The organism is Aliiroseovarius crassostreae (assembly GCF_025137635.1).
GTDB lineage: Bacteria > Pseudomonadota > Alphaproteobacteria > Rhodobacterales > Rhodobacteraceae > Aliiroseovarius > Aliiroseovarius crassostreae.
Genome location: NZ_CP080772.1, coordinates 2,808,216 through 2,834,707 on the forward strand (window position 1 = coordinate 2,808,216; position 26,492 = coordinate 2,834,707).

23 protein-coding genes are annotated in these 26,492 nt (G+C 58.5%); 14 read left to right on the forward strand and 9 right to left on the reverse strand.

The genetic code is table 11. From position 1 onward, the window contains the following. Positions 1 to 16 precede the first annotated feature (16 nt). On the forward strand, positions 17 to 1,453 hold the full coding sequence (locus K3J57_RS13460) for an aspartate kinase (RefSeq protein WP_259796304.1): 1,437 nt from the start codon (positions 17 to 19) through the stop codon (positions 1,451 to 1,453). 143 nt (positions 1,454 to 1,596) lie between these two features. Then, a complete protein-coding gene (locus tag K3J57_RS13465) occupies positions 1,597 to 1,827 on the forward strand; it encodes a helix-turn-helix domain-containing protein (RefSeq protein ID WP_259792390.1) in 231 nt (76 codons plus the stop codon). A gap of 90 nt (positions 1,828 to 1,917) precedes the next feature. Here the strand turns inward: K3J57_RS13465 and K3J57_RS13470 are convergent, their stop codons facing one another. Continuing rightward, complete coding sequence (locus K3J57_RS13470; RefSeq protein WP_259796305.1) at positions 1,918 to 3,174, reverse strand: M24 family metallopeptidase; 1,257 nt, start codon at positions 3,172 to 3,174, stop codon at positions 1,918 to 1,920. 133 nt (positions 3,175 to 3,307) lie between these two features. On the opposite strand from K3J57_RS13470, the gene K3J57_RS13475 reads away from it, so the two are divergent. The 5 genes from K3J57_RS13475 (at position 3,308) to K3J57_RS13495 (ending at position 10,015) form a co-directional block, all read left to right on the forward strand. Beyond that, positions 3,308 to 4,156 (forward strand): LysR family transcriptional regulator, encoded by an 849-nt coding sequence (locus tag K3J57_RS13475; protein ID WP_259796306.1) that lies wholly within the window; start codon positions 3,308 to 3,310, stop codon positions 4,154 to 4,156. 423 nt (positions 4,157 to 4,579) lie between these two features. Further along, the gene (locus K3J57_RS13480; RefSeq protein WP_259785221.1) at positions 4,580 to 6,187 is read left to right on the forward strand and encodes an ABC transporter substrate-binding protein; all 1,608 of its coding nucleotides are present in this window, start codon (positions 4,580 to 4,582) and stop codon (positions 6,185 to 6,187) included. Positions 6,188 to 6,327: 140 nt separating this feature from the next. After that, positions 6,328 to 7,284, forward strand: a complete 957-nt coding sequence (locus K3J57_RS13485; RefSeq protein WP_173487506.1) for an ABC transporter permease — start codon at positions 6,328 to 6,330, stop codon at positions 7,282 to 7,284. 11 nt (positions 7,285 to 7,295) lie between these two features. Continuing rightward, positions 7,296 to 8,357 carry an ABC transporter permease gene (locus K3J57_RS13490; protein WP_259785222.1) on the forward strand — a complete coding sequence of 354 codons (1,062 nt, stop codon included), beginning with the start codon at positions 7,296 to 7,298 and terminating at the stop codon, positions 8,355 to 8,357. Between the two features lie 5 nt (positions 8,358 to 8,362). After that, positions 8,363 to 10,015 (forward strand): ABC transporter ATP-binding protein, encoded by a 1,653-nt coding sequence (locus K3J57_RS13495; protein WP_259785225.1) that lies wholly within the window; start codon positions 8,363 to 8,365, stop codon positions 10,013 to 10,015. 208 nt (positions 10,016 to 10,223) lie between these two features. On the opposite strand, the gene K3J57_RS13500 is transcribed toward K3J57_RS13495, so the two are convergent. The 6 genes from K3J57_RS13500 to eutB form a co-directional block, all read right to left on the reverse strand. Beyond that, positions 10,224 to 10,346, reverse strand: coding sequence for a hypothetical protein (locus K3J57_RS13500; protein WP_256415727.1), 123 nt, complete (start codon positions 10,344 to 10,346; stop codon positions 10,224 to 10,226). A 353-nt stretch (positions 10,347 to 10,699) separates the two neighbouring features. Then, positions 10,700 to 12,073, reverse strand: coding sequence for an aspartate aminotransferase family protein (locus tag K3J57_RS13505; RefSeq protein ID WP_259796307.1), 1,374 nt, complete (start codon positions 12,071 to 12,073; stop codon positions 10,700 to 10,702). A gap of 26 nt (positions 12,074 to 12,099) precedes the next feature. Further along, on the reverse strand, positions 12,100 to 13,575 hold the full coding sequence (locus tag K3J57_RS13510) for an NAD-dependent succinate-semialdehyde dehydrogenase (RefSeq protein ID WP_259796309.1): 1,476 nt from the start codon (positions 13,573 to 13,575) through the stop codon (positions 12,100 to 12,102). Positions 13,576 to 13,689: 114 nt separating this feature from the next. Next, complete coding sequence (locus K3J57_RS13515; RefSeq protein ID WP_259794951.1) at positions 13,690 to 14,169, reverse strand: Lrp/AsnC family transcriptional regulator; 480 nt, start codon at positions 14,167 to 14,169, stop codon at positions 13,690 to 13,692. Positions 14,170 to 14,173: 4 nt separating this feature from the next. Further along, a complete protein-coding gene (locus K3J57_RS13520) occupies positions 14,174 to 15,160 on the reverse strand; it encodes a cyclodeaminase (RefSeq protein ID WP_259796310.1) in 987 nt (328 codons plus the stop codon). Beyond that, positions 15,150 to 16,166 (reverse strand): hydroxyectoine utilization dehydratase EutB, encoded by a 1,017-nt coding sequence (gene eutB / locus K3J57_RS13525; RefSeq protein WP_259796312.1) that lies wholly within the window; start codon positions 16,164 to 16,166, stop codon positions 15,150 to 15,152. The genes K3J57_RS13520 and eutB overlap by 11 nt, the downstream gene beginning before the upstream one ends. Before the next feature lie 256 nt (positions 16,167 to 16,422). Here eutB and K3J57_RS13530 point away from each other — a divergent pair, with 256 nt between their 5' ends. From K3J57_RS13530 to K3J57_RS13540, 3 genes are all read left to right on the forward strand, one after another. After that, positions 16,423 to 17,607 (forward strand): M24 family metallopeptidase, encoded by a 1,185-nt coding sequence (locus K3J57_RS13530; RefSeq protein WP_259792404.1) that lies wholly within the window; start codon positions 16,423 to 16,425, stop codon positions 17,605 to 17,607. A 2-nt stretch (positions 17,608 to 17,609) separates the two neighbouring features. Beyond that, entirely contained in the window at positions 17,610 to 18,767 is a 1,158-nt protein-coding gene (gene argE / locus K3J57_RS13535) for an acetylornithine deacetylase (protein ID WP_259796314.1), read from the forward strand. Positions 18,768 to 18,872: 105 nt separating this feature from the next. Continuing rightward, positions 18,873 to 19,547, forward strand: coding sequence for a GntR family transcriptional regulator (locus K3J57_RS13540; RefSeq protein ID WP_259785252.1), 675 nt, complete (start codon positions 18,873 to 18,875; stop codon positions 19,545 to 19,547). A gap of 396 nt (positions 19,548 to 19,943) precedes the next feature. On the opposite strand, the gene K3J57_RS13545 is transcribed toward K3J57_RS13540, so the two are convergent. Continuing rightward, complete coding sequence (locus tag K3J57_RS13545) at positions 19,944 to 20,843, reverse strand: HNH endonuclease (RefSeq protein WP_259796315.1); 900 nt, start codon at positions 20,841 to 20,843, stop codon at positions 19,944 to 19,946. After that, the gene (locus tag K3J57_RS13550) at positions 20,812 to 21,144 is read right to left on the reverse strand and encodes a hypothetical protein (RefSeq protein ID WP_259796316.1); all 333 of its coding nucleotides are present in this window, start codon (positions 21,142 to 21,144) and stop codon (positions 20,812 to 20,814) included. Before K3J57_RS13550 ends, K3J57_RS13545 begins: the two co-directional genes overlap by 32 nt. Positions 21,145 to 21,621: 477 nt before the next feature. Between K3J57_RS13550 and K3J57_RS13555 the strand changes: the two genes are divergently transcribed. From K3J57_RS13555 to K3J57_RS13570, 4 genes are all read left to right on the forward strand, one after another. Further along, positions 21,622 to 23,706 carry a GumC family protein gene (locus tag K3J57_RS13555; protein ID WP_259796318.1) on the forward strand — a complete coding sequence of 695 codons (2,085 nt, stop codon included), beginning with the start codon at positions 21,622 to 21,624 and terminating at the stop codon, positions 23,704 to 23,706. Between the two features lie 213 nt (positions 23,707 to 23,919). Next, entirely contained in the window at positions 23,920 to 24,210 is a 291-nt protein-coding gene (locus K3J57_RS13560; RefSeq protein WP_259792414.1) for a hypothetical protein, read from the forward strand. 186 nt (positions 24,211 to 24,396) lie between these two features. Continuing rightward, complete coding sequence (locus K3J57_RS13565; protein ID WP_259785264.1) at positions 24,397 to 25,758, forward strand: polysaccharide biosynthesis/export family protein; 1,362 nt, start codon at positions 24,397 to 24,399, stop codon at positions 25,756 to 25,758. Positions 25,759 to 25,987: 229 nt separating this feature from the next. After that, a complete protein-coding gene (locus K3J57_RS13570; protein ID WP_259796320.1) occupies positions 25,988 to 26,491 on the forward strand; it encodes a hypothetical protein in 504 nt (167 codons plus the stop codon). The last annotated feature ends 1 nt before the right edge of the window (position 26,492 follow it).

A 26,492-nucleotide genomic window follows, 5' to 3' on the forward strand; every position in this document is an offset into this window, starting at 1 on the left:
CGCTGGATGACATATTTTGACCTTTCCTGCACATACCGTCGAAAAAATCGGCGGCACCTCAATGTCGCGCATCCACGAGCTGCGCGACACGTTGATTATCGGCGACCGCGCTGCGGATGCTCTGTTCCATCGCATCTTCGTGGTCTCGGCGTTTGGCGGGATCACCAACCTGCTTCTGGAGCACAAGAAAACGGGCGCGCCCGGCGTTTACGCCCTGTTCGCCAATGACGATAACGACCACAGCTGGCTGGATGCACTGACCCGCGTGGCCGAGGCGATGGGCGCATGTCACAGCAAGGTTCTGGAAAATGCCGCCGACCGCGCCTTGGCCGAAGATTTCGTCCGTGATCGTATCGAGGGCGCACGCAATTGTCTTTATGACCTGCGCCGTTTGTGCTCATACGGGCATTTCCGCCTGTCGAGCCAGATGATGATCGTGCGCGAGTTACTGTCCGGTCTGGGCGAGGCGCATTCCGCCTATGTCACGACGCTCATGTTGCAGCGTGCCGGGGTCAATGCCCGTTTCGTTGATCTCAGCGGGTGGCGCGATGAAACCGAATGCAATTTGCAAGAACGTATCGCAGGCGCTTTTCAGGACGTAGACTTGGCAAGCGAACTGCCCATCGTGACAGGCTATGCGCAATGCCGTGAAGGGCTGATGCGCGAATACGACCGCGGCTATTCCGAGGTAACCTTCTCGAACATCGCCGCCTTCACCGGGGCAAAAGAGGCGATCATTCACAAAGAATTCCACCTCTCCTCGGCCGACCCGACGCTTGTCGGGGCGGATGCCGTACGCAAGCTGGGGCATACCAACTATGATGTCGCCGACCAGCTCTCGAACATGGGGATGGAGGCCATTCACCCCAACGCTGCCAAAATCCTGCGCCAATCGAAGGTTGCGTTGCGGGTCACCAATGCATTTGACCCCTCTGACCCAGGGACGCTCATTGACGAGCAGCCAGCGGACAGCCCAGCCGTGGAAATCATCACTGGGCTGAACGTTGTTGCGCTGGAACTGTTCGAGCAGGACATGGTGGGCGTAAAAGGCTACGACGCTGCCGCTCTGGATGCGCTCAAGCGCCACAATGTGCGTATTGCCTCGAAGACGTCGAACGCCAATTCGATCACCCACTATGTCGAGGCTCCGCTGAAAATCGTGCGGCGCGTGGTGTTTGATCTGGAAGGCGCGTATCCCTCTGCCAACATCAGCGCGCGCAATGTGTCGATTGTCTCGGCGATTGGGCGCGACCTGAGTGGTCTAAAAGCCTTCAGTCGAGGTCTGATTTCTCTTGAAATGGCAGAGATCGAGTTGATTGCCGCCCACCAGACGCCGCGCAATGTGGACATTCAATTTGTCGTCCCGCGCGAAGCGGCCGATGCAGCTGTGGTGGCTTTGCACGCGGCTCTGATCGGGGCGTCAGGCGAAGCACATCTCCAGCAGGTGGCATGACTGGGTTTGCACCGAAACCGCGGAGGGCAGTGGTGAAAGGCTAAGACCTGCGCCGCAGAGTTGGTTTGATTGCGCCAAGAGAAGCAGAAACGCTGTTTGTGCTAACCTGTGCTCACAGCCACAACCAAGGCAAGGAGAAAACCATGGACGTCAAGACACCGGAAGAGAAAACCACACCGGACCCGCGCACAGTTCGAGAAGGCGCGAACCTCTCAGCGGAAGAGATGGCCGACCTGATCGGTATGAGTGTGAATGGCTACCAGCTCTGGGAGAACGGTCATCGACAGCCGGGTGGGCCGGCCTTCAAGCTACTGGGGCTCATGGCTCAGGATTCAGAGACCACTATACGTCTCCTCCGAAGCCTTCAATCCTGACCCCGAAAAGCGATTTACTGTCGGCGGCAGTGGTGCCGATACCCGCAGCGGTCCGGTTCCGCAGCCTAGACGGACGCCCAATCGTGGAGATTAACCAAGCAACTCGTCTTCAAACGGAAAGCGGGATAACAACTTGATCCCGGTTTCAGTGACCAGTACCTGTTGTTCCAGTTTGACGCCTTCACCCCCCGTTGCCTTCCCGATGTAGCTTTCGACACAAAGTGTCATGCCCGGCAGGATCTCCCCATCATACCCCGCGTCAGGGAAGTCCCCGCGGTGGTAAAGATAAGGGTACTCCCCGGTCATTCCGCAGCCATGCGCAGACAGATAATAACGGTTCTCATAGTACGCGTCAGGGATATCCCACGCGCGGTCAGCATAGTCGCGAAAGCTCATGCCCGGTTTCAGGATGCCCATATTGTGATGCACCTGTTCATAGGCCACTTGGTAGAGTTCTCGCTGTGCGGCGCTGGGTTTGTCCGGACCCGAGTGAAAGGTGCGCGAAAAGTCCGAATAATACCCGTGGCAGCCCACCACATCTGTGTCCAGCGCGATCAATTCGTTTTCACCGATCACATTGGACGAGGTTTCCTGAAACCAAGGGTTCGTACGCGCCCCGGCATTCAACAGCCGCGTTTCACAGTAATCCGCGTTCTGGGCAATCACGGATTGATGCAGCACGGACCAAAGCTCGTTCTCGGTCATGCCCGGGCGGATCGCCTCGCGCAGTTTGCCAACACCAGTTTCGGTGGCGCGCAAAGAGGCATTAACGCATTTCATCTCTTCATCAGACTTGATGGCGCGGGCCATCTCGACCGGTTCCTGCGCGTCCACAATGCGCAGGCCACAGTCTTTCATCGCAATCGCAGTGCCCGCGTTCAAACGTTCCAGCCCAACGGTCGCGCCGGGGCCGACCAGTTCGGTGATCAGATCGGCCATTTCTGCGGCCCAAGCACGTTCGCGCTCGGCAATATGGGGGCCCGCAGCCACGAAACTGGCGGTTTTGGCGGGGCGGACCTCGTCAATGGTCTCAAACCCCTGTCCCAGATGCAGACAGCCGGTGAACTCAAACAGAATGCTTCTGTTCGCTGTCAGTAGCAGATAGCGAGAGGGCGCATTACGCTGGCTGAACACTTGCATGTTGCGCGCGCCGGTGGCGTAGCGGATGTTTATCGGATCCGACAGGATCACGGCATCAACACCATAGCGCATCATCTGTTCGCGCACCCGCCCAAGGCGATACAGGCGCACAGCCTTTAGGTCGATGCCTTCGCTTTCGGGCGCACGATCAAGCAAGGCGATCCCCGCCAAATCACTGCGTTCTGCATGCCAGTCGAAGTTTGCCATGATGCTTTCCCTTTTCTCCGGGAACACTCTATGTGTTGCCATTCACGCCGAAAATACTTGAAAAACTCGCTCAACCCCATAACCAGAAGGAATGAGAAGCCTCCGCAAATCTCTTCCACCACTGGACACGCTGGTGTTTTTCGAAGCCGTAATGCGCAACGGCGGCTTTACCGCGGCCAGTTCGGAGCTTTACGTCTCGCAAGCCGCTGTTTCCAAGCGCATCCGACAACTGGAAGAGTGGCTCGGCGCCCCTCTGTTTGAACGTGGAGCGCGCACACTGACGCCCACGCCCGCAGCAGAGAAACTGGCCGAGCCCGTTTCGATGGCACTGGACTATATCAATTCATCGCTCAATAGCATTAAGCCGCAGGCAAAACTGCATGTGCGGGTCGCCTCTAACAATGCGGTGTCCGTGTTTTGGCTGCTGCCAAGAATCCGTGCCTTTGCGCTGAGTGACGCTTCATGCCCCGTTGAAAGCGTGGTGTCCGACGATCCGGTCAGCCTGCTGGCGGCGGAACACGACCTTGTGATCACCTATGGCAGCGCGCCCCCGGATGGGTGGACCGGGGTCAGGTTGATGGATGAAGAACTTGTTCCCGCGATTGCGCCTGACCGATTGAGTGCTTTTCAAAACGCGCCGCACGACATGCTTCTGCTCGATTATGACAGAAATGCTCCGGACTGGATCAATTGGGATGTCTGGATCAAGCAGAACCCTGGTTCGGCCTTGTCTGCGCTGCCAAGGCAGCGATGCGAAACCTACTCGCACTCTATCGGGCGCGCGATTTCCGGCGAGGGCATCGCGCTGGCAAGCTGTGCCTTATTGCGCGACGAACTGAACACCGGTGCGCTGATTGCACTGGGTGTAGAACGTTATAAAACAGGCAAAAGCTACTTTCTGGTGCACCGTGCCGGGGTATCGCTGCATGACGGTGCAGCGGGTTTTGCACATTTTCTACAGGCCTTTGGCACCTCACTTTAAATTCAAAACAACGGTTGACCTGCGCACTTTGAGGGCGCGCTGCGCCCGCTGCTTTCGCGGATAGTGAGCGTTTATGTTGATAGCATCGTAGGAGCGTTGCAGGTGAAGCGCGCCAATCCGAAACCATGTGTCAAACGCCCAGCACGCCAGAGAAGTGTATGCTGATAACCTGCTGTTCGGGACTTGCGCACGCTGAACATATCGCCCACCGACACAAGGGTGCGTGTCGCAAATAGGCTTCCTACCTCAGCGCGCGCGCCCATAAATATTCGTTCTGATCATTGAATTTCATACATTTTTCTGGTTTGAGTTATTTTGGAGAGAATGGTCAAAATGTCGTTTTTGGGCAATTCTTTGGGAATTCGCGGGGCGTAGGGTAGGGAACCTAGTCCCTCGACAGGTTAGGTAAAACAGGGAGTTAACATGACTAAAAAAGACCAACAGCTTATAAACCGTTTGGCCGATGCGGCCCGCACGGGCGGGATCTCGCGCCGGAGCTTTATGCACTATTCGCTTGCAGCAGGGATGTCCGCGTCGGCGGCAACCGGCCTTTGGACGACCAAAGCATATGCAGCGCCACAGAAAGGTGGCACCTTCCGCTGGGGTATTCACGATGGCAACACAGGGGACACCCACGATCCGGGCACTTATCTGACCCGCACGATGATCTTCCTTGCTCACACGCACCGCTCCTATCTGACCATGATCAACGGGGACGGATCTCTGGGCGGCGACATTGCTGACAGCTGGGAAGGCAGCGCGGATGCATCGCAATGGACCTTCAAGCTCACGCAGAATGCCAGCTTCCACAGCGGCAAGAAACTGACCGCAACCGATGTTATCGCATCGCTGAACCACCACCGTGGCGACGATTCTACATCGGCAGCGAAAGCGCTTCTAGCGGATGTCACCGACATCACCGCGGATGGCGACTATACTGTTGTGGTGAAATTGTCCGGCGGCAACGCTGACTTCCCGTGGCTGATGACCGACTATCACCTTGCGATCTGCCCGGCCAATGACGATGGCTCGATCGACTGGAAATCCGGCGACGGCTCTGGCCCGTACAAGATCGACTCGGGCGAGTTCGGCGTTCAGTTCAGCCTCAGCCGCCACGACGGCTGGCACGGCGAAGGCGCCCATTTTGATGCGGTGGAGATCATCACGTTGAACGACCCGAACGCCCGCCAGACTGCTCTGGTGACCGGCGACGTGGACGCAGTATCGTTGATCGAACTGAAAACCATGGCGCTGATGAGCCGGAACCCGAACGTCAAGGTTCACAACATTCCTTCGGCCGGTGCGATCACCATGCCGATGCTGACCGACATTGCGCCGTTCGACAATGTGGATGTGCGGAACGCGCTGAAGCTGGCCATCGACCGGGATGAGATCATCGAGAAGATTGCGTTCGGTGCAGCCACCAAAGGCAATGACTTCCACCACTCGCCTGCACAGCCTTACTGGCCGGAAGACATTCCGCAGCGCGAGTATGATCCGGATCAGGCTCGGTCGCTGCTGAAAAAGGCTGGGCATGAAGGTCTGGAGCTCAACATCAGCGTGGCTGACAGCGTTTACGCCGGTGCGGTGGACATGTGCGTTCTTTATGCAGAGCAAGCCAAAAAGGCTGGCATCAACATGAAGGTCGTACGCGAACCGAATGACGGCTACTATTCCGACGTGTGGCTGAAGAAGCCGTTCTGTGCTGTATCTTGGGGCGCGCGCCCGACGCCGGACGTGATGTACACGCTGGCATATAAGGACGACGCAGCCTGGAACGAAAGCCGCTGGCAGAACGAAGAGTTCAACAAGCTTCTGCTGCAAGCAAAAGCCGAGCTGGACGATACTCGCCGGGCAGAAATGTATCGCGACATGGCGATGCTGGCACGCGACGATGGCGGCACTGTCATCCCGTTCTTTAACAACTTCGTCTACGCCAGCCGCTCCAACGTGGGCACACCGGACAACCTGGCAGCCAGCTGGGAATGCGACGGCGCCCGCGCCGCCAGCCGCTGGTGGTTCACCGGCTAATAGAGCGCACAAGAAACGTGGAGCCCGGATGTGCCGGGCTTCACACCCTCAAGCCGTCAGATATCGAATAAGACGGCCTAAGGCCGACAAGGCCATCTCCGGCCCTGCGAAAACGCCGGAAAACCAACAGGAGGAAGTCCATGGGGGACATTTCCAGACTCATCGCCAAGCGACTTGGGCTTGGCCTGATCACACTCCTCGTGATCTCTGCCATCATCTTTTTCATGGTTTTGCTGTTGCCAGGTGACCCCGCTCAGGCGGTCCTTGGGCAAGGTGCAACCGAAGAAAACCTAGCTGCCCTACGTGAACAAATGGGGCTGAATACGCACCCGGTTGTTCGTTACTTCCAATGGCTTGGTGGCGCATTGACTGGCAACTTTGGCACCTCCATCGTCTCGGGCGATCCGGTGTTTGGCCTGATCTCGGATCGTTTTGTGAACACGATGTTTCTGGCGGCTTACGCTGCGGTCATCGCGGTCCCATTCGCAATCACGCTTGGGATCATTGTCGCCCTGCTGCGCAACACGCTGTTTGACCGTGTGGCCAACGTGCTGACATTGACCTCCATTTCCAGCCCGGAATTCTTTCTTGGCTATATCCTGATCCTGTATCTCTCGGTGAAGACCAGCATGTTCCCCGCCATTGCAAGCCTGACGGATGGAATGACCTTCGGCGAGTTGCTGCACCGGACGTTCCTGCCCGCGCTGACGCTGGTCTTGGTGGTCACCGCGCACATGATGCGCATGACCCGGGCGGCGATCATCAGCCTGCTGGCCTCGCCTTATATCGAGATGGCACGCCTGAAAGGCGCCCCCCCGTGGAAGGTCATCGTGCGGCACGCCCTGCCAAACGCATGGGCCCCGATCATCAACGTTGTGGCACTGAACCTCGCCTATCTAATCACCGGCGTGGTGCTGGTCGAAGTGGTGTTCGTGTATCCCGGTATTGGCCAAGCGCTGGTTGATGCCGTGTCCAAACGCGACTTCCCCGTGGTTCAGGCCATCTGTCTGATTTTCGCGGCCACCTTCATCCTGCTGAACCTTGCGGCAGATGTCGGCGCCATTCTGACGAACCCGCGTCTGCGGCATCCGAAGTAAGGACAGACATCATGAACGTTTTTGTAATCTCTTACTTCGCAACCCTGATCATCGCGTCCTGTCTGGCAGCGTTTTATGAAAAACGTAGCATATTCCTGACGCTGTTTTCGCTTACCCTTGTCAGCTTTGTGGTTGGTATCGTCGGCGGAGCGGGTGCTCTTCAGACGATCTCGGTTGGGGCCGTTCTTTTGGCTTTTGCGGCCGGTGTATCCTACTGCTTCCGAGAGTTCTTGGTGATCATCTCGCCAACCAATGTCGCTAAAGAGCTGAAAACCGCGCCCATGACGGCGGCGTTTGGCATGTTCATCATCTTCACCTACGCCATCGCGGGCATCTTTGCGCCGTGGATCGCGCCCTATGGTGAATCCGAGGTGATCTCGTCGGCCTTTGCACCTGCAGATGAAAACATGCTGCTTGGGGCGGACCAACTCGGCCGCGACATGTTCAGCCGTATCATCTTTGGTGCACGCAACACGGTCGGCTTGGCGCTTATGGCCACGGCATCGGCCTTCTTCATGGGGGCATTCGCGGGTCTTCTTGCAGCCACCCGTGGCGGCTGGATCGACCAGTTCCTGGGTCGGTTTGCCGATGTGATCATGGCAATCCCGTCGTTGATCTTTGCGCTTCTTATGCTTTCAATCTTTGGCCCGCATGTTTTCGTGATCATCATCGCTGTGGCCATCATCTATGCCCCACGCGTCTTCCGATTGACCCGAGCGGTCGCGGGCAACGTTGTGGTGATGGACTATATCGAAGCCGCCAACCTGCGGGGCGAGAAGAACAGCTATCTGATCCGCAAAGAAATCCTGCCCAACGTTACGGCACCACTTGTGGCCGAATTCGGTCTCGAGTTCTGCTTCGTGTTCTTGCTTGTGGCCGGTCTGAGTTTCTTGGGTCTGGGCATTCAGCCACCGACAGCCGACTGGGGCTCGATGGTGCGTGAAAACGCGACACTGATTTCGTTCGGAGACATCACGCCATTGATCCCGGCTGGCGCCATTGCCCTGCTGACGGTCGCCGTGAACTTCGTTGTCGACTGGATGCTGTTCCGGTCCTCGGGTTTGAAGGAGTGATAGAAATGTCCTCAGATAAAAAACAAGTCCTTCTGGACATCAAAGATCTGAAAATCGATGGCTACACCGGCGAAGAATGGATGCCCATTATCAAAGGGGTGGATCTCAAACTTCACCGCGGCGAAGTGATGGGCCTAATCGGGGAATCCGGCGCGGGCAAATCCACCATTGGTGCTGCTGCCATGGGGTTTTCCCGTGATGGCACCCGCATCTCTGGTGGCTCGATCGAGTTTGACGGGATGGAGTTGACGACCGCCACGGAAGGTGAAAAGCGCGCCCTGCGCGGGGCCCGGATCGCTTATGTGGCGCAGTCGGCTGCAGCCAGCTTTAACCCGGCGCATAAGATCATCGATCAACACACCGAGGCCCCGCTGCATTATCGCATCCAAAAGCGCCTGGAAGCGCAGGAAGATGCAACCGAGCTCTATCGGCGTCTGCGTCTACCCAATCCAGAGGAGATCGGGTTCCGCTATCCGCACCAGGTTTCGGGTGGCCAGCTGCAACGCGCCATGACGGCGATGGCAATGGCCTGTCGGCCAGATCTGATCATCTTCGACGAACCAACCACCGCACTGGACGTGACCACCCAGATCGAAGTCTTGGCTGCGATCAGGGATATCGTGGATCAGTTCAATACGGCGGCGATTTACATCACCCATGACCTTGCCGTGGTCGCGCAGATGGCCGACACCATCAAGGTGCTGCTCAAAGGGGAAGAGGTCGAACAGGCGCCAACTGAGGAGATGCTGGACAACCCGCAAGAGGATTATACCAAGTCTCTTTGGGCGGTGCGCAGTTTCCAGCGCCCGCAGAAACAACGGCCCAGAGACGCCACCCCGGTTGTGTCTGTACGCGGCGTTGACGCAGCCTATTCTGGCGGTCCGAAGATCCTTGATGATGTCTCGTTTGACATCCACAAGGGGATGACCGTGGCCGTGGTGGGTGAATCCGGATCCGGCAAATCGACAACTGCCCGGGTAATTACCGGTCTTCTGCCGCCCTCAAAAGGCGAAGTGCTTTTTAACGGCGAGGTCCTGCCACCTAATTTCCGAAGCCGGTCCAAGGATCAGCTGCGACAGGCGCAGATGATTTACCAGATGGCAGACACGGCGCTTAATCCCAAGGTCCGGATCAGTGAGATCATTGGCCGTCCAGCGCAATTCTACTCCGGTCTCTCCGGGGCTGCGCTTAAGTCGCGCGTGGATGAATTGCTGGATCTGATCGAGCTTGAGCCATCGCAATTCTACAACCGCTATCCGCCGGAGCTTTCAGGTGGCCAGAAGCAGCGGGTCGGAATTGCACGCGCGCTTGCAGCTGAGCCAAGCTTTATCATCTGTGACGAGGTGACCTCGGCGCTTGACCAACTGGTAGCCGAAGGCATTCTGCGCCTGTTGGATCGTCTCCAGAAAGAGCTTGATCTGGCCTATATGTTCATCACCCATGACCTGGCAACCGTGCGTTCCATCGCAGATGAAGTGGTCGTCATGCAAAAGGGTCGCGTGGTGGAGCAGGGCCCAAAGGATGCCATGTTCACGCCGCCGCACCATCCCTACACCGATCTGCTGCTCAGCTCGGTGCCGGAAATGGATCCGAACTGGCTGACGACCCTTCTGGAAGAGCGTGGTGTCGATAATGTGGGCGAATCCGCCGATGTTTGATCCAATAGATCTCTGAAACTCACCAAACCGTCCGGAAAAATCCGGGCGGTTTTTTGTGCGTAGCGCGCTTCCAATGAACTTGATAAAGCGCGCATTACGTTCCATGGACGGCGCAGCGAAAACCCGCGCACCAAATAAATGCGCCGTGACCGGAAAGCGTGCCAGAAAGTGTCGGCTGGATCTTCCGCACGCAGCGGCGGATCAAGGATCAGATAACAGCCATTCCCGTCAGAACCAGCGTGCCCACCAGAATGCCATACAGAAACAGTACAGCCGGAAGCGTGCCTGCACGATTACGGTCGTCGCGGATCATTTCGTCACGTGTCAGCATGGTCCACTCCTTGTATTGATCTAGCTTGACGGGGGGGCGGTTCTTGATAACCGCATGATCTTGAATCGCAGTTAGGCGAAGCTTGTGAGTCGTGCAAGCTCCTTAATTCAGTTTTTCTATAGAATTTTAGCGACCCAGATATGCAAGAATTGCAACCCTGGTTTCTGCATCTGGGTCAGATGGCCCGCGCCTCAGGCCCGTTGGATCTGCAAGAGGGAACTCCGCGCAGCAATGGCATCTAAAAGAGGGCTTCTTCTGGCTGACTGAGGCGAGCGAACAACACCGAAGACCCCGCGTGTGTCGAAGGCAGGACAGGCCGACAATTATCGGCCCGTCCAGAATTTCTATACGCGTCAGCCCAGAACGGCCTTCACGGCGTCGACCGTCCCAGCAACGACCTGATCAGCCTCTTCACGGGTCAGGCAGAAAGGTGGGGCAAAGCCGAGGATGTCACCTTGCGGCATGGCGCGGGCGATGATCTTGGATTGCTCCAGCAGCTTGGCCGAGATCTGCGGGCCGATCTTGTCGGCGGCGTCAAAGATGGTACGGCTGTCGCGGTCCTTCACAAACTCAACCGCGCAGAGCATCCCTTCGCCGCGCACATCGCCGACATGGGCGTGATCGGCCAGAGCAGCGCGCATGGTGTCGTTCAGGTAGGTGCCGACCGCACCCGCATTTTGCACGAGGTTCAGTTCGTCGATCAGCTTCAAGTTGGCCACACCGGCAGCCGCCCCGATCGGGTGCGCCGAATAGGTCCAGCCATGGCCTATGGGGCCGTTTTCGTCCGTCCCCTGTTCCAGCACGCTCCAGACCTTGTCCGACACGATCGAGCCGGACAGCGGCGCATAGGCCGAGGTCAGACCCTTGGCGATGGTGATGATGTCGGGTTCCATACCGTAGTGATCCGAACCGAACATGGTGCCAAGGCGCCCAAAGCCGGTGACAACCTCGTCAGCCACCAACAGGATATCGTGTTTCTTCAGAACGGCCTGAATGGCTTCCCAATAGCCGGCGGGCGGGGGCACGATGCCGCCCGTGCCCAGAATCGGCTCGCCGATGAAAGCCGCGATGGTGTCGGCGCCTTCGCGTTCGATCAACGCCTCCAGCTCGGCCGCGCAATGGGCGACGAACTGCTCTTCCGTCTGATCCAGATTGTCCCGGCGATAGTAATAGGGCGCCTCGGTGTGGATGACCTGCTCGACCGGCAGGTCGAATTTCTTGTGAAAGAGCTCTAACCCCGTCAGCGAGCCAGTCACCAGACCGGACCCGTGATAGCCGCGCCAGCGCGAGATGATCTTCTTCTTCTCGGGGCGGCCCAGAATGTTGTTGTAGTACCAGATCAGCTTGACGTTGGTCTCGTTCGCGTCCGAGCCGCCAAGTCCGAAATAGACCTTGGACATGTTCTTCGGTGCGCGATCCAGGATCATTTTCGACAGCGTGATCGAAGCCTCGGTCCCATGACCGACATACGAGTGGTAATAGGCCAGCTCTTTGGCCTGTTCACCAATCGCCTCGGCGATCTCTTGTCGACCGTAGCCGACGTTCACACAGTAAAGCCCGGCAAAGGCATCCAGCAGCTTGGTGCCGTCACGATCCTCGATAAAGACGCCCGAGGCAGTCTTGATCACCCGGTTCGGGCTTTCACCACGGGCGTGTTGCGCCAGATGGGTCGAGGGGTGGAAAAAGTTTTCGCGATCCCATTGATCGAGTTGGTCGTTCTTCAGCATGTTTTTCCTTTCTCAGCCCTTTGGGATCACGCCCAGTCACGGCAGACATATTTGATTTCAGTGAATTCTTCCATGCCCAGTCGCGCTCCTTCGCGACCCAGCCCGGATTGTTTCGTGCCGCCGAACGGGATCGGCGCGCCAGTGACCTTCGTGCGGTTCACCGCGACCATGCCATATTGCAGAGCACGGGAAAGTCGATAGATACGGCGCGGATCATGGCTGTGCAGATAAGCGACCAGTCCGTATTCGCTGTCATTGGCGCGGGCGACCACCTCATCCTCGGAGTCAAAGGGGGTGATAGGCGCGACCGGGCCGAAGGTTTCCTCGTGCATGATCCGCGCATCTGCGGGCACATCGGTCAGCACGGTTGGTTCAAAAAACAGCGGGCCCAAAGAATGCCGTTTGCCGCCGCAAGCCAGCTTAGCCCCTTTCCTCAACGCATCAGCCACGTGCTCTTCCTGTTTCTCTACGGCCTTTTCATTCATGAGCGGACCGATATCCGGGTCATCCATGCCGATGCCTAGGGTCAGGGCCTTGGTGGCGTCGATGAATTTGGCGCAGAACGCATCATAGATAGCACGTTCCACGAAGATGCGGTTGGCCCCCAGGCAGTCCTGACCGGAAGTGGCGAATTTTGCCTTGATAGTCTCGGCTACGGCCACATCCAGATTTGCGCCCTTAAAGACGATGACTGGCGCATGGCCGCCCAGTTCCATCACCAGCCGCTTCACCGTGTCCGCGGATTGCCGGTAGAGCAGCTTGCCCACATTGGTCGAACCAGTGAATGACAAAGCGCGCACGCGGGTGTCGCGGGTCCAGGGCTCCACCACCGTCGGAGCGACGCCGGTGACGACATTGAACACGCCCGCCGGAATGCCCGCACGCTCCGCCAGTTCGGCCAATGCCAGCGCGCTAAAGGGTGTTTCACCCGACGGATGAGCCACCACGGTACACCCCGCCGCCAATGCAGCCGCTGCCTTGCGCGTCAGCATGGCCGAGGGAAAGTTCCACGGTGTGATCAGCGCGGCCACCCCCACGGGTTCGCGCCACAGCTCAACCTCGGCGTCCGGCAGATGGCTGGTGACACCTTCGATATTGGGGCGCTTGGCCTCTTCTGAATAGAACTCGACAAAGGCGGCGCCGTAATCGATCTCACCGCGCGCCTCCGTGATGGGCTTGCCCTGTTCCAGCACCATGATGCGCGCCAGATCTTCCTTGTGTTTCAGCTGCAGTTCGAACCAGCGGCGCAAGATGGCGGCGCGCTGTTGCGGCAAAAGCGCAGCCCATGCCGGGAAGGCGGCCTGAGCCGCATCAACCGCGGCAGAGGATTCATCTGCCGAAAGGCTGGCCACATGGCCAAGCTCCGCGCCGTCCGCCGGATCGAAAACCGGGATGGTCTCGCCATTGGTGGCGGCGCGCCATTTGCCGCCTATGTAGGAAAAAGAGCGCACCAGAGCCTTATCAGCAATCCCGGTCTGGGCTGAGAGCGCGGTCTCTGTCATGGCTGTCCTCCTCATGCCTTACAGAGGAATGTGCCTGACACGGGCAGTGAAAGTGACTGAAGTTCAGGGGTGGTGCAGAAGAAACAGCTGCTGTTCAGGCACTTTGGCGCGGGATCATCCCTGACCCAGCAGAATATCAAAGGGCGGCGCGCCCGCGCCCTTGACGGGTTTGGTCACGATATAGGTGAAATAGCGGGACAGACCGATACGGGCGTCCAGCATCTCGTCGATCAGGCGCTGATAGGCATCGATGTCGCGGGTCACGATTTGCAGCAGATAGTCGAACCCGCCGCCCAGCGCCCAGCAGGCCACGACCTCGTCATAGCGCTGCATCGCGGCCTCAAAGGCGCGGAAGCTGGCGGCGGTGTGATCGGCGATCTCCGCTGCCACGAACACCGTCACATGCGGCGCGAGTTTCTTCAGGTTGATGCGGGCGCCGTAGCCTTCGATCAGGCCCGCTTTTTCCAGTTTTTTCAGGCGCTCCCAACAAGGTGTGGGGGACAGGCCGATCCTGTCGGCCAGCGCCGCCTTGGTGATCCGACCCTCCTGTGTGAGTACGGACAGTATCTGGATATCGCGCTTGTCCAACACCATCCGATCAGGCCTGAATGACAGTTCCGGCGCTGCCGAAATGCTTGCGGACATGGGTAGCAATGGCGGTGTCCTGGGCACCGGTGCCGGTCAGGTCGCAGATCGTGATCGCGTCAGGTGATATGCGGCCGGGTTTTGCCCCGGTGATCACTTCGCCCAATTCGGCTGGCGTGCCTTTGTTCCAAAGCCCGGTAGCGTTGGCCGCTTCCAGTTCCCCGGACACTTCGCACTGGCTGACGCTGTCGCAGATATACGCATCCGCGGCGACGAGAGCGGCGGGATCAATTTCGTTCTTACCGGTCTGGTCCGAGCCCATGGCCGTGATATGCAGCCCCGGATGCAGCCACTCGGCCCGCAGCACCGGTGCGCGCGCGGGGGTGGTGGTGACGACCAGTTGCGACCAAGCCACCAGCTCTGCCGGATCGATCACCACCTCGGCCTTGATCCCCAGCGTCGCGGCCAGATCGGCGGCGCAGGCGGCGGCTTTTTCTGGGTCGCGGCCGTGCACCAACACCCGTTTGAACGGGCGCACCAGATGGGCGGCGATCACTTGCAGGCGGGCCTGAACGCCGGTGCCGATCACACCGGCAGTTTCGACCGTCTTTGGCGCCAGATGACGTGCGGCCACGGCGCCCGCTGCGGCAGTGCGCACATCGGTCAGGTATCCATTGTCCAGAAACAGGCTTTCGACCAATCCGGTTTTAGCCGAGAAAAGGATCATCAGCCCATTTAGGCTGGGTAAGCCCAGTTTCGGATTGTCAAAGAAGCCGGGGCTGACCTTGATTGCAAATCCGTCAAAGCCGGGAATATAGGCGGTTTTTACGTCCACCTCGCCATTGGCTTCGTGCAGGTCCATCGACAGGATCGGCGGCATCACCACCTTGCCCGAGGCCAGGGCGACAAAGGCTTGCTCTACCACGTCAATGGCAGTCAGGTCGAGCTTGACGGCCTCTTTCAGCTCGGACTCGGTGACGATTTGAATGTCATGCGCCATAGGTTTTGCCTTTCACTTCCAAATCCCCGATCATCACATCCTGACCGGTCATAAGCTTCGCAAATGTCTGCATGTCCAGATTGCGTCCGGTAACCACCGTGCCGACGGGGCCATCTGGCTTGGGCAATTTTCCTGCCAGCATCGCGGCCTGACCAACAACCGAGGCGCCCTCGGCCACGATACGATCCTCGTAAAACATCACCTGCATGGCATGCAGGATCTCACTTTCGGTCACCAGAATGGTGTCATCCAGAAGATCACGGCAGATGGGATAAGATAGCTGGTTTTGCAACCCAATTCCCCCGCCAAGACTGTCCGCAAGCGAGGCAAATTCCGGCACCTCGACCGGTTCGCCCGCACGGATCGACGCGTGCATGGCCGCGCCGCGATCCATGGTGATGCCGATCACCTTGATGCTGGGTTTGATCGCTTTGGCGGCTGTGGCAATGCCGGCTGCCAAACCGCCACCCGAGAGCGGCACGAGAAGCATATCCAGATCTGGCCGCGCTTCAAGCATTTCGACCCCAATCGTGCCCTGGCCGCTGATGACGTGAAGATCGTCGAAGGGCGAGATCTCGACCAGCCCCTCATCCGCACACAGGCGCTTGCTTTCCTGCATCGCCTCGTCCTGCGTGGTGCCGATGATGCGCACATCCGCGCCAAGCGCCTTGATCCCGTCGACCTTGGCCTGTGGCACAAGTTCTGACATGCAGATCACAGCCTTCATCCCGCGCCGGTTCGCCGCGAAACTCACACCGCGCCCATGATTGCCCGTCGAGCAACAGGTTACGCCCTGCACACCTTCAGGCAAAGCCATCACTGCCGACATCGCGCCGCGTAGCTTGAACGCTCCTACGGGCTGCATGGTTTCCATCTTCATCAGAAAGTCATGGTCCGCCACCGTCGACATGAACGGGGACGGGATCAAGGGCGTATTGTCTGCCACACCGCGAATACGATGTCGCGCATCGAGTATGTGGTGCAGCTCAAGGGGCATTCCGGTCATCCGAGGTTGTCACTTTTCATATCTGTCGGGCGGACAGGCGGCAGTCCGGCCAAATGCGAGACGCTGTGATTGCCGCCATTTGTGCACAACACCACAGCGCGTTTGTTTTGGTCAATCGGGAAAAACGACATCCGAGTGCCGTTTTTGAGCAATTATCCCCCTATTGCTCGCAGTTAGCTTGAGTGGGAAGGCACTGACCAATCGGTGGATTGGTTCAAGTTGTGCACAACTATCCAGTTTTAGTCATGAGGTTGCCATGCCCATCGAACATGCTCCGTTCAGTCAGGCCGAATATGATCGGCGAATAGCCAAGACCCGCAAGGCGATGGAAAAAGCAGGGCTGGACCTGCTGTTTGTTACCGACCCGTCAAATCAGGCGTGGTTGACCGGCTATGATGGCTGGTCCTTCTATGTTCATCAGGGCGTCCTTTTGGGCCTTGAGGGCGAACCCATCTGGTGGGGCCGCTATATGGATGCCCTTGGTGGTCGGCGGACGTGCTGGATGTCTGACGACAATATCCACGGGTACGCGGACAACTATGTGCAATCCACCGTGCGTCACCCGATGCAGGATCTGGCAGGACATATCCGCGCGCTTGGGCTGGAAAACGCCCGGATCGGTGTCGAGATGGAGAACTACTACTACTCGGCCAAAGCCCACGCGGTGCTGGTCGAAGAACTGCCAAATGCCAGCCTGCAGGATGCAACTGCCTTGGTGAATTGGCAGCGGTTGATCAAGTCCGACGAAGAGATCGGGTTCATCCGCAAAGCCGCGCGCATTTCTGAAAAGGTCGTCCAGACGGCCATCGACCGCGCGGCACCCGGTGTGCGCAAGAACGATCTGGTGGCTGACATCTTCCACGCCGGGATTACGGGTGTCGATGACGATTGGGGCGACTATCCGGCCATCGTGCCGCTAACGCCCTCGGGGCTGGACGCAACTGCCGCCCACCTGACATGGAATGGCGCCCCCATGCGTGAGGGTGAAGCGACATTCTTTGAGCTGTCGGGCTGTTACCGGCGCTATCACGCGCCGCTGTGCCGGACGGTCTATCTTGGCACCCCTCCGCAAGAAATGCTGGCGGCCGAACGGGCCCAGATCGAAGGGATCACCGCCGGGTTGGACGCTGCCCGCGCTGGCAATCGGACCTGCGACATCGCCAATGCATTCATGGATGTTCTGGCAAAACATGGCATCAAACGGGAAGGGCGCATGGGCTATCCCATCGGGCTGAGCTATCCGCCGGACTGGGGCGAGCGCACCGCCTCGATCCGGACCGAGGATGAAACCGTACTGGAACCCGGCATGGTGTTCCACTTCATGCCAGCCCTCTGGATGGACAGCTGGGGGCTGGAGACGACAGAAACCATCCTGATCACCGAAAACGGACCGGCCGAGGCCCTGTGCAATATGGACCGAAAACTCTTCGTGAAGGACTGACCGTGAGCGCGCTTGCAGACACAAAGACCCTTTTGGAAGAGCTGATCAGCTTCCCAACGGTGTCCTCGGACAGCAATCTGGACATGATCTTGCATCTGGCTGAGCGTTTGTCGAACTGTGGGGCCGAGGTCGACATCTGGCATGACGAAACCGGGACCAAGGCCAATCTGTTCGCCACGCTGGGCCCGAAACGCGATGGGGGCATCGTGTTGTCTGGCCATTCCGACGTTGTGCCGGTGACAGATCAGGACTGGTCCTCGGATCCGTTCGTGATGGACACACGCGACGGCAAATGGTTCGGGCGCGGGGCCTGCGACATGAAGGGTTTCATTGCCGCAGCTGTTGCCATGGCTCCACGTTATGCGACGCTGGATCTGCAACGCCCGGTACATTTTGCCTTCACCTATGACGAGGAAGTCGGTTGTTTCGGGGCACGGGCACTGGCGGACACTTTGCGTGAAAGGGGTATCAAACCCGCAGTTGCGATCATAGGCGAACCTACCTCGATGCGGATCATCGAGGGGCACAAGGGCTGCTATGAATACACCACCCACTTCACCGGGCTGGAAGGGCATGGGTCTGGCCCCGATCGCGGTGTGAATGCGGTGGAATATGCGGTGCGCTATGTCTCGAAGCTATTAGAACTGAAGGCGGATCTGCAGGTCCGCGTGCCGGAAAGCAGCCGGTTCGAACCGCCCTGGACCACCATCAACACCGGTGCGCTGGTGGGCGGCGTCGCCCATAACGTGATCCCCGGCAAAGCCCGGGTGGAATGGGAGATGCGCCCGGTTCAGCAGTCGGACGCCGACTTCGTGAAGGGCGAGCTGCACCAGTTTTGCGCCCATACGCTTATCCCCGCGATGCAGGCCGTGCATCCCGACGCCGGGATCGAGACCGAAGTGATCGGCGAGGTCGATGGGCTTGAGCCCATGGCAGAGAATGAGGCGCGGAATCTGGTGATGGAGCTGACCGGGGCCAATGGGGCCGACGTGGTGCCCTTCGGGACCGAAGCTGGCATTTTTCAGGGGCTCGGCATGTCGGTTGTCGTCTGCGGCCCCGGATCCATTGATCAGGCGCACAAACCGGATGAATATGTCTCGGCCGATCAGATGGAGCAATGTTTGGATATGCTCACCCGCCTTTCGGCAAAACTGGTCTGATATGGCCGGGGCGCGGGCGTATCGTGCTGTTCTTTCCCTTTGCCGGCTAGGGCGTGCTGGGGTACGTCATGGCATCGCGCGTTCAGCAATCGAAGGATCATCACCGTGACCTCTGCCTTGTTCGAAAACAGTGACGTCAAAGCACGCGATCGGTTCGAAATCCTGCATCTCGAGCTTCGCAATCGCATCTGTATGCTGGACTACGCCCCCGGCACACGGCTTTCGGAAACGGAATTGGCGGAAGAGTTCGGTGTATCCCGCACCCCGCTAAGACGCGTTCTGGCGCGGCTCGAGGATGAGGGGCTGGTGCATTCCGTTCATGGTGTCGGGACCTTCGTGACCGATGTGAATATCGAGGAGCTGGCCCAGACCTATCAATTGCGCATGGAGCTGGCGGAACTGGTGGGGAAGCTGTCGCCGAAGCAACCGGATGCCGCGCTGTCGGCCCGTCTTTCCGACCTGTCACATCGCGCCAAAGTGCTTGTGCAAACTCCCGAGCCGCGCGTCTTTGCGCAGCTCAACATGGAGTTCTTCCTTGCGCGGCTGCAACTGACCGATAACGCGCCACTGCGCGAGATTTCCGAGCGGCTCTATATTCAAACCACCCGGATCTGGCTGAAATCCTTCTTCGCCTCGATCATCGACCTGAACGAAGAAATTCGCGTGTTTGCGCGCGAAGTCGACGAAGTGACCGCCGCGATTGAATTGGGTGACCTTCAGGCCGCCGCGCTGATACAGCGGGCCCATATTTCGATGAGCTATAGCCGTATGAAGCGCTGAAGACCGGGCAGGACGGATCGACCGACGGCGATCCAGTTATTGATCCAGGGCGTCGCGAAAAAGTAGTTTGGTTATTGGGAATCGTCGTGACCATGGATGTCGGGTTGGGAGCCAAGCGTGGCATCCCAAAATACGGAACATTGCTGCTGCGAAAGTATGCTGCGATAGCAACATCTACACAAGCAATCGCTTTATCATCACGCAACCGGTAGATCGCTGCCAACAACCTCGCTGCATTCCGAAGGAACGGCAGTTTTGCGCCGCGCGGCGGCTCTGACAACGATGCGAGTGCTGCTATTTTCATTCTGCAAGGACGCGCAACGTAGGGGGAGAATTCACGGGTTGGGCTCTTTCCGGCCGCTAGCTGCGTTATGCACCAAGGTCCGCACTGAGTATTTACTGCTTGAAACAATTCTCTCTGTGCCAGGTTACAAACTCAGTCCTTGGACGGTTGGCGAGGCGATCGGGCACCAAGATTTTGCCGGACGAGTTGATCATCGATGTCACAGCTTCGATGTCGTTGCTCTGACGGGAGACCAGAATAGTCAGGTCGTCTGCCAACCCAACGAGGCCGCGATCAAACATCCAATGCGCCGTTCCGGACAGGGCGAGCCCGTTACTCACGATGTCGGGGCCGTCATGCTCGACCGGTCTGATATGAGCAGCTTCCACTTCTGCGCGGCCACCACCGTTGATCAGGCGCAAGCCAGTGATGGCGCACCGTTCACCGTAGGCGCGCAGGACGTTCTTTCTGAAATTACGGTCCCGAACCGCGCGGTTGGTCAGTTGGTTGACGCGTTCCCGAGCAGGCATGGGTTGGAAAGGTGTTTGTGCGTCCTGAAACCCTGGCATCTGCATCGCGCCACCCACACGTGGTAGGATGTCCTCATCCCGTCCAAGGCCACGTTCGACTATTCGGGCAAAGTCTTCCGCGGAAAGGGTTCTTACTGCGGCTTGCGCGCGCCCGGATATCTTGCCTTGATCATTCAACAACCCTTTTTCGACGATTGAATTCTCGTCCCGGAATGAAACAGGGTCGCCGAAATCAAGATACGTTCCCGGCTCGATCACTGCCAAGAACATGTCTGGCTTCCTTGGGTCTGGAATGATTTCCTGGACCTTGGCGACAGCAAAATAGCCTTTGGTCTCTTTGACCTTGCTTGGCTCCAGGTAGACGATCCAATCCCCTTCGCACTGCTGGGCACGCGAGAGGTATTGCTTGGGAAACTGATACCGTTCCGACGGAATGTCGTCGTAGATCGAGTCACTGCGATGGATGAAAATACCGAAGGCCATCCGATCCCCCGCGTTGAAGGCGTTCCAGTTTTTGATCGGCCGCGCGTAAGGCCAGCACCGCACCTGTCAAAAATGGAAGTGCCAAGCCTGCCGTGGCGATTGCGAAAATCATGATGGCGGCCATGACTGAGTATTCGGCGGTCTGCTGTGCCAACGATCGTTGGCCGAAACCAATCAGGTAGAACACGCTGGTTCCTAGGAAGATCAGGTAAAACGGATCAAAGGGTTCAATCACCTCACGACGGGTACGCTCCAAGACCGAATGTCGCAACATGTTCCAGCGTTTGCTTGCCTTGCCCACCAGATTACTCCCTTACCAACTCGATCCATGTGTGCACGTCGCCATCCGTCACTTCACGGCCTTCGATATGTGACTGATACCAGCGAGCGACAATGGCTCCGCGTTTCTCGCTCTTAATTTTGATGTTTTCCTCAGTGAGGTGTTGATCGAGCGAAGCTGCACAAAATGACATAAAATTCCAGTTAGTCCCACCTGATCACGTCAGAAGGTGCAGAACAAGCGATTCCATGCGTGTCGCCAAAGCGACCAAAGAACCGCAAGACTGGCAGGCAAGTTGCCCGACTGCCGGAGCGCAAGCATGCCCCCAAGACAGGGAAGAACATCCCTCGGTTGCAAAACTTTCTTTCGAAACATCGCAAGGTCGTTTAGAGAAGAAGCAGTATCTGGCTGCACCGGGCAAGGCTGACGGGCCTCGAACCTTACAGGCTTGGCCCGCCTTGCGACGCCGGACACATGATCATGCAGTCGGGATGCGGGATGAACAAGACAGTCCATATCACAGGTGCCACCCCTACCCGCGGGGCAGAGGAGTTTGCTGATCTGGGTGAGATGTTCCGATCCCTGTGGCGACAGAAACGGCTGATCGCTGCGGTGACCGTTTTATGTGTCGCGCTGGGCGCCACCTATGCCTACCAGATCGCAACACCGAAATACCGCGCCACCAGCGTCCTGTTGCTTGACACATCCGGGCGACAACTGGTGGATCTGGGGGTCTCTCTGCCCAGCCTCGGGTCCAGCACGCAAGAGATCAACACCGAGGTGGAAGTGCTGAAAAGTCGCCGCCTGCTGCAACGGGTGGTCTTTGCGGAGAACCTGACGCAGGACCCGGAGTTCAACGATGCCCTGCAATCACCCGGCCTGACGGCCCGCGTGAGGGGCTGGCTGTTTGGCAGCGCCCCCGTCGACAACAGCCCGGCCGCCGCTGAACGGCGCGCCATCAATGCACTGCTTGCGGCCCTGCGGGCCCATAACCTGCCCAAGACCGACGTGCTGCAAATCACGGTCGAGACGGAAAGTGGTGCCAAATCCGCCGCATTGGCAGATCAGATCGCCAGGCAATACATCCTCTATCAGATGGATGTGAAGTTCGACGCCACGAAAGAGGCCTCCAATTGGCTGAGCGAGCGCGTGGCGGATTTGAAAATCCAGCTGGAAGATGCCGAAGCCAGAGTGGCCGCGTTTACCGCGCGCACCGATGTGGTCAGCCGGGAAACCGTTCTGGCGCTGGATCGCCAACTGAAGGACATGCGAAACCGCGCCGAAACCCTTCAGGGCGAAAAGGATGAGGCAAGCGGGCGGACCAATCTTCTACGCTCTTTGATCACGGCCCCCGCGCAGGAGAAATCCGAGCAGGCCGGGGATGCCCGCCTGACCCGCCTTTTCCAGACCGAGGGCGCAAGCGACGGATTTGATCAGCGGTTTGACCTCATTTTGTCGCGCGCAACGCTTCAATCCCAGCGGATCCAGGCCCAGGCCGAGGCACTGGGCAAAGGCATCACCGAGCTGGAGCAGCGCATCGCAACCCAATCCGACGACCTGATCGAGCTGCAGCACCTGACCCGCGAAGCGGAGGCAAACCGGCTGCTTTATGAGTATTTCCTGAGCCGGCTGAAAGAAAATTCGGCACAGGAGGGGATCCAGCAGGCGGACAGTCGGATCCTGTCAAACGCGGTGGTTCCAAGTCTTCCGTCAGAGCCGAAGAAATCCCTGATATTGGTCATGTCTGCCGTGCTCGGCCTGTTGCTTGGCGCAGGCGGCGCGGTGATCCGAAATGCGACCCAGAACAGCTTTCGCACCGCATCTGAGCTGGAGCTTGAAACCGGCCTGTCCGTGATGGGGCAAATCCCGCTTTTGCCGACAAAATCCCGCCGGGAGGCCGTGACCTATCTGAAAAACCGCCCCAGTTCAGCCGCGGCGGAAGCCATTCGCAACCTGCGCACCTCTGTCCTGTTATCCAACCTTGACGCGCCGCCACAGGTTATCCTGTCCACCTCATCCCTTCCCGACGAGGGGAAAACCACCATCTCTTTCGCCCTGGCACAGAACCTTGTGGGCATGGGGAAAAAGGTGCTTTTGGTGGAGGGCGACATGCGCCGCCTCGTGTTCAGCGACTATCTGGATCGCGTGGCACCGGTGGGTCTGCTCAGCGTTCTTTCGGGGGCAACCACGCTGGACGAGGCGATCATCAGCGACCCTGCCCTTCAGGCCGATATCCTGATGGGCGAACCGGGTGAAGTGAATGCGGCAGATGTGTTGTCTTCGCAGAAGTTCCGCGATTTCCTTGAGCTGGCACGCAGCACATACGACCATATCATTATCGATACCCCCCCGGTCCTCGTGGTGCCGGACGCAAGAGTGATCGCCCCCTCTGTCGATCTGATCCTGTTCACGGTGCGGTGGGATCAGACCCCGAAAGAGCAGATCAAGGATGCCCTTCGGATGCTCTCATCCGTCGGTCAACCGGTAGGGGGGCTGGTGCTGAACCAGATCGACGGAAAGAAGATGAAGCGATATGGCCAGGGGCGCTACGGGGCCTATGGCAACAGCTATTACACCAACTAACCCCCCCTTTGACCATGAAACGTGACAGAAGGCGAAGCGATCAGGGGTTGTGAGATGTGAATTATTGCAATTCTGGATTGCATCACGTTATAGTGGGCCAAGTCGTGTTTTTTAGGTGCTTTGCCGCAAGGTTGCTTCGCGGCGCAATGTAACCCATTCATGCAGCTCAGGGCGCCCGATCGGGTTTCCTTTGATCAGAGACAGCAGGTCACCATGCGTATTGCTTCTTTCCTCCTGACCCTCTCACTGGCGCTCTCCGCCAGCCTGACCACAGCCCAGCAAGCCCCCGCACCGGACGGGGTTCCCTGCCCGGCTGACGCCCCTGATTGCACGCCTCCCGCCCATAAGGGGCCTGCGGATGAGGTGGTGAACCTGCCCCCTGCCGGGGATGTTCAGAACGTTTTCTTCGGGATTGCACCGGCCTTGGGTGCGGTCGGGGCGGTTGCACTGGCCGCAGGAGGGGGAGGGGCCACAACCTCGACCACCTCAACGGTCAACAACTGATCCCTCACGCCATGATCGGACCCATCCGCCTGTCACCACAGGCTGATCGGCGCCTTGCTGACCGTCTGCTATGTCCCTTCCATCAGCCCCAGCGACGCCCGCATCCCACAAGTTGAAATCAATCATGGATATTGCCCTTTGACTTGTATTACCACTTCTCCCAAGCTGCGTGTGAAAGGAAGAGAGATGCGGAAACACTTGTCTATTCTGCTGGCGATTGGATTGCTCTCCTCTTGCGGTGCGGCCTATCACAGTTCACGCGTGGTTGAAGGCGCGGCAGATGGCAATAAAGTACGCGTCCTGCCGATCACGGCGCAGAATGTTCTTCTGGCCAACCGGTCCCCCTATACACCCCGCGAGCTGCCCGCAGCCTTTCATTCCAGTGCGGGGGCTGCCGGTTCTTTATACGGCGGCGGCCCGGCCCCTGCCCCGATCCATGCGGCCCCAACCCGGCCCGACGCACTGGAAACACGCCTGCCCCCTGCCCGCAAACCCGCCCCCTACCGAATTGGTGTCGGGGATGTGGTTCTGCTGGCCACCCCCACCGGCACATCGGTGGAGCAGCTGACCGGCCTTCTGGCCGCCCAGAACAGTCGGCAGGGCTATACGGTTCAGGATGATGGCAGCATCGCCATTGCCGATATCGGCCGGGTCGAGATTGCGGGCCTCACCTTGCAGGACGCTGAGGCCCTCTTGTTTCAACGTCTTGTCAAAGCCCAGATCGACCCGACTTTCAGCCTGGAAATCGCCGAGTTCAATTCAAAGAAAGTATCCCTTGGCGGCGCCGTGGCCAAACCCGGCGTGCTGCCGATCACCCTGTCCCCACTGCGGCTGAAAGAAGCTCTGGCGCAGGTCGGGGGGGCCACGACACGAACGCCTGAATACAGTTCGGTTCGACTGTATCGGGACGGAACCATCTACCAGATCCCGCTCAAACAGCTCTTTTCAGATGCGCGGCTGGGGGAGCTTCCACTTCTGGCCGGTGACAGCCTGTTTGTAGATGACAGATACGATCTTGATCAGGCCGAAGCCTATTTCCGGCAGCAAATTCAGCTGGCTGAGTTTCGACAGGCCAGCCGCGGCGCCGCCCTTAGCAACCTGACCACCGAGATTGCCCTGCGCCGCAACGAACTGGATGAACAGCGTCGCACCTACCTGGATCAGGTCCGTCTGGACGCGGTTGACCGCGATTATGTGTATCTTACCGGCGAGGTGAAATCGCAAGGCCGCATGGATTTGCCCCTCGGTCGTCAGGCCAGCCTGGCGGATGCGATTTTCAAAGGCGCAAACGGCCTGTCCATCAAAACCGCTGATCCACGCCATGTTTACGTGTTGCGGGGATCACATGACCCGATGGAGTTCAACGCCCTGACCGCCTGGCAGCTTGACCTTCGCAACGCCGCAAATCTGGCGCTGGCCGCCCGCTTTGAACTGCGCCCGAATGACGTGATTTTTGTGGCAGAACAACCGGTGACACGCTGGAGCCGCACCATCGACCAGATCTCTCCCAGTCTGATCAGCATCGGGGCAAATGCCGTGAACAACTGACCGCTGTGCGGGGCAAGCCCCCTGTCACGTGGTTTATGAAGTCATAATATTTTCAGTAGGATGCAAAGGTCTTTCCTCCGATCCACCTCTCTCCCTGCCCGGTCGATCAATTCTTTCTTAGCGTTTCCCTGCTCTACTCCTTGCCACACCGATGAGGGTTGGTGTGTGAGGTGAGGACACCTCATCAATCACGTGGGGTGATACAATGTTTGGAACTTTTTCACGGCACATGCCCAGCGCATGTGCGCCCAGGCGGTTTGCCGGATGCCTGCCGAACCTTCTGTTTGCATCTCTGATCCTGCTGGCCGCAATTTTTCCCATCAAGGCTGCGTGGGCGCTCGCCCCCCGCTCGCCTGAACCGGGGGCCACGATCGTAATCCGCAATGATCGGGGCGGCAGTGTGCGCCAGCGCTATTATGAAATCCAGCGCATCAACCGGCTGGGCCAAAGCGTGGAAATTCGCGGCAGCATCTGCATGTCGAGCTGCACCATGTTTCTTGGCGCCGACAATGTCTGCGTCTCACCCGAAACGACCTTTGGCTTTCATGGCCCGTTCCGGTTTGGCGCCCGGCTGAGCGCAGCCGAGTTTGACGAATGGTCCAACCTGATTGCGTCACATTACCCGGCCTCGGTCAAAACCTGGTATATCCACAAGGCCCGCCACCAGAGTTTCGGCATTTCCCGTCTGAAAGGGCGCGAGCTGATCCGTCTGGGCGTGGCCCGGTGCCGTTAAA

What these genes read in the sequence shown, in the direction of transcription:
- K3J57_RS13570 (WP_259796320.1), top strand. Translation starts at nt 25,988, where the DNA reads ATGCCCAGCGCATGTGCGCCCAGGCGGTTTGCCGGATGCCTGCCGAAC.
- K3J57_RS13520 (WP_259796310.1), bottom strand. Translation starts at nt 15,160, where the DNA reads ATGGCGCATGACATTCAAATCGTCACCGAGTCCGAGCTGAAAGAGGCC.
- K3J57_RS13465 (WP_259792390.1), top strand. Translation starts at nt 1,597, where the DNA reads ATGGACGTCAAGACACCGGAAGAGAAAACCACACCGGACCCGCGCACA.
- K3J57_RS13555 (WP_259796318.1), top strand. Translation starts at nt 21,622, where the DNA reads ATGAACAAGACAGTCCATATCACAGGTGCCACCCCTACCCGCGGGGCA.
- K3J57_RS13545 (WP_259796315.1), bottom strand. Translation starts at nt 20,843, where the DNA reads ATGGCCTTCGGTATTTTCATCCATCGCAGTGACTCGATCTACGACGAC.
- K3J57_RS13480 (WP_259785221.1), top strand. Translation starts at nt 4,580, where the DNA reads ATGACTAAAAAAGACCAACAGCTTATAAACCGTTTGGCCGATGCGGCC.
- K3J57_RS13565 (WP_259785264.1), top strand. Translation starts at nt 24,397, where the DNA reads ATGCGGAAACACTTGTCTATTCTGCTGGCGATTGGATTGCTCTCCTCT.
- K3J57_RS13470 (WP_259796305.1), bottom strand. Translation starts at nt 3,174, where the DNA reads ATGGCAAACTTCGACTGGCATGCAGAACGCAGTGATTTGGCGGGGATC.
- K3J57_RS13495 (WP_259785225.1), top strand. Translation starts at nt 8,363, where the DNA reads ATGTCCTCAGATAAAAAACAAGTCCTTCTGGACATCAAAGATCTGAAA.
- K3J57_RS13485 (WP_173487506.1), top strand. Translation starts at nt 6,328, where the DNA reads ATGGGGGACATTTCCAGACTCATCGCCAAGCGACTTGGGCTTGGCCTG.
- K3J57_RS13515 (WP_259794951.1), bottom strand. Translation starts at nt 14,169, where the DNA reads ATGGTGTTGGACAAGCGCGATATCCAGATACTGTCCGTACTCACACAG.
- K3J57_RS13510 (WP_259796309.1), bottom strand. Translation starts at nt 13,575, where the DNA reads ATGACAGAGACCGCGCTCTCAGCCCAGACCGGGATTGCTGATAAGGCT.
- K3J57_RS13530 (WP_259792404.1), top strand. Translation starts at nt 16,423, where the DNA reads ATGCCCATCGAACATGCTCCGTTCAGTCAGGCCGAATATGATCGGCGA.
- K3J57_RS13560 (WP_259792414.1), top strand. Translation starts at nt 23,920, where the DNA reads ATGCGTATTGCTTCTTTCCTCCTGACCCTCTCACTGGCGCTCTCCGCC.
- K3J57_RS13505 (WP_259796307.1), bottom strand. Translation starts at nt 12,073, where the DNA reads ATGCTGAAGAACGACCAACTCGATCAATGGGATCGCGAAAACTTTTTC.
- K3J57_RS13500 (WP_256415727.1), bottom strand. Translation starts at nt 10,346, where the DNA reads ATGCTGACACGTGACGAAATGATCCGCGACGACCGTAATCGTGCAGGC.
- K3J57_RS13490 (WP_259785222.1), top strand. Translation starts at nt 7,296, where the DNA reads ATGAACGTTTTTGTAATCTCTTACTTCGCAACCCTGATCATCGCGTCC.
- eutB (WP_259796312.1), bottom strand. Translation starts at nt 16,166, where the DNA reads ATGACCGGAATGCCCCTTGAGCTGCACCACATACTCGATGCGCGACAT.